The sequence below is a fragment of the Paenibacillus sp. LBL genome (genome assembly GCF_029893715.1).
Classification (GTDB): Bacteria; Bacillota; Bacilli; order Paenibacillales; family Paenibacillaceae; genus Paenibacillus_AQ; species Paenibacillus_AQ glucanolyticus.
Genome location: NZ_JARXYU010000043.1, coordinates 1 through 2,455, shown reverse-complemented (window position 1 = coordinate 2,455; position 2,455 = coordinate 1). Strand labels below are relative to the sequence as shown.

The 2,455-nt window shown below is 38.0% G+C and carries 3 protein-coding genes; 2 read left to right on the top strand and 1 reads right to left on the bottom strand.

What is annotated here, in order from left to right:
• Positions 1 to 743 precede the first annotated feature (743 nt).
• Both M2277_RS31565 and M2277_RS31560 read left to right on the top strand, forming a co-directional pair.
• On the top strand, positions 744 to 1,622 hold the full coding sequence (locus M2277_RS31565; protein ID WP_152826570.1) for a ComEC/Rec2 family competence protein: 879 nt from the start codon (positions 744 to 746) through the stop codon (positions 1,620 to 1,622).
• Positions 1,619 to 1,804 (top strand): DUF3006 domain-containing protein, encoded by a 186-nt coding sequence (locus M2277_RS31560; RefSeq protein ID WP_006212353.1) that lies wholly within the window; start codon positions 1,619 to 1,621, stop codon positions 1,802 to 1,804. Before M2277_RS31565 ends, M2277_RS31560 begins: the two co-directional genes overlap by 4 nt.
• 422 nt (positions 1,805 to 2,226) lie before the next feature.
• On the opposite strand, the gene M2277_RS31555 is transcribed toward M2277_RS31560, so the two are convergent.
• Positions 2,227 to 2,455 (bottom strand): FHA domain-containing protein (locus M2277_RS31555; protein ID WP_280756427.1); only part of this gene is annotated, 229 nt, incomplete at its 5' end.

The following is a 2,455-nucleotide window of genomic DNA, read 5'->3' as shown; positions in this document are numbered from 1 at the left end:
CTGATGGTCCTCTGGATGGGTTGGAGATTTGGGAACCTTCCATCTCCAGTTCTCCCTGCTCTCCCTAAGCTCCATATCTGCTGTTCCTGTTCCTGAACTCCTAAATGAAAGCTAATGTTGGTCTTCCAAAAAAGGTTAAGGTATAATATGTGTATTATTGGACTTTGCGTTATTACCTCTGCCAAGGTATTAACGCTTTTTCTTTTTGTGATTCCTGTATCCGAAGTTGCACTCCATCCGATTTAATCCCAAGAAACATTTTGAGTTCGTTCCAATCGAGCCATGAATATGGTCTTAATTTGGAAGCTTTCTGCAATTAACTACCGAGACTATAGTCGCACTTCCATTCACCTGAATATATATATTTTTTCCAGTTTATTTGTTACTATAAGAGAGTAAATTCTATAATTAGGAGGCATAAATAATGAAAAAACTTATTGTTGCAGTCACTTTTGTGTTAGGACTCACATCAGTCCTAGTAGCACCAACAAATTGACGCACAGAAAACCGCACCATCAGCAGTTGCAAAAAAAGTCAAAGTAAAGCAGATAAGCTCAAGTACTATCAAAAACAAATTGATAAGTTAAAATCCGAGATAGAAAAATTACAGAGTCAAAGTTAAAACCAGGCTCCAAAGCGATGTTAGCAAGCTTAGAAAAAGAAAACGCCCTATTAGAGAAACAGAAATATTGGCTCAATAAAATTATGAGTTAGCAAAACAATAGGTTAATCGAAGGAGTCTTATGAAAAACAAATCTATTTTATCTTTAATTTTTTTCTTGATTATAACAGTTTTATCTTCCTCTGGAGCATTCGCTCATCCGGGACGAATAGATTTACCTAAGAATCAAGCTAGTGGAACACTTCAGGTCTATTACTTCGATGTAGGGCAAGGCGATTCAACGTTAATTAGAACGCCTGAAAATCAGTACATACTTATTGATGCTGGGAATAATAATCAAGGCAATAATGTTGTTAAGTATCTGAATCACCTTGGTGTGAATACACTAGATGCTGTAGTTGCTACACATCCAGACGCTGATCATATCGGCGGTTTAGATGATGTTATTAAATCGATTAATGTTAAATCTGTTTATGCTCCAAAGGTTTCACACACAACAGACACCTATAAAGATTTCTTGCTGGCTGTAAAGAACAAAGGACTTACCATAAAACAGGCTAAAAAAGATGTTACAATCCCGCTCATGGGTGTTACCGCTACCTTCTTAGCTCCCGTTAATGAATATGGCAGCGATTTAAATAAGTGGAGTGCTGTCCTAAGATTAGGGTATAAGAATAACTCCTTCCTCTTTACTGGCGACGCCGATATCAAATCCGAAACAGACATGCTTATAAACAAGTCCATATTAAAAGCAGACGTTCTTAAAGTGGGGAGTCATGGATCTATCTCATCTTCAAGTAAGAAATTTATAGACGCAGTAAAGCCGAAGTATGCAATCATCAGTGTAGGAAAGAATAGTTACGGTCATCCGAATGCAGGTATCCTGTCTCGTCTCAAAGATGCTGGCGCTGCTGTAATGCGAACTGACCAAAAAGGAACAATTACGGCTATCAGTAACGGATCTACAATAACTTTTACTACAACAAAGGGTGCGAAATGAGAAAAGGAATAATAGATCGATTTGAAGGAAGCTTTGCTGTTGTAGAAATTGAAGGTAGTACAGAGGACATTCCAAAAGAACTGCTTCCTTATGATTGCAGTGTGGGTAATGTGCTTACCATTAGCGATAATAAAATTACAGTTGATAAAACAGAAACCTTGAAACGTAAAGAAGAGTTTTGATGATCTAATGAATGAATTATTTGAAGACTAGTAAAAACAAAAACAAGCCTGATGTTTAGTGAAGTGACCCCCAGGTAGTGGAATATTTTTCCGGTTGGCAGATGCGACGATGTCGTCATATTCTGAAGGAGTAGCCCCAAAAAAAAATTTAAGGGTAGCTTTTTTGATGCTGGTTGAGAAAGACTTTTCCGAGAAATATCGGAATATTACTAATACATAAGCAATCATCGATTCTAAGCCCTGATTCCTTTAAATACTCAATGAAATTTCACTTAAAGGTCTCCACCATCTGGAGACCTTTTATGTGTAAGTGATTTAAATTAAAAACACTTCTCATAAAACTAATGAAGTTAACATAAGCATGCATCATTAAATATGGGCTTCGGAAGTATTTAAATCTCTGTCTACTATTTTATCCCCTATCAATATAACCCGCTACGCAAGGTAAACGACCAGCCTGCAATAACAAAGGCATCCCCCTCCTTCAGGGGGTATTCTTTATACGGCACCATGGACTCTCCCTTTAAAATCGTACCGTTTCTTGAACCCAGGTCCTTTAATACGTATTCTCCACCTTCACGCGAGAGCTCGACATGTGCCCGCGAAGTTCCCACACCCTGAGCAACAAATTGCGCGACATCAGGGGATCTG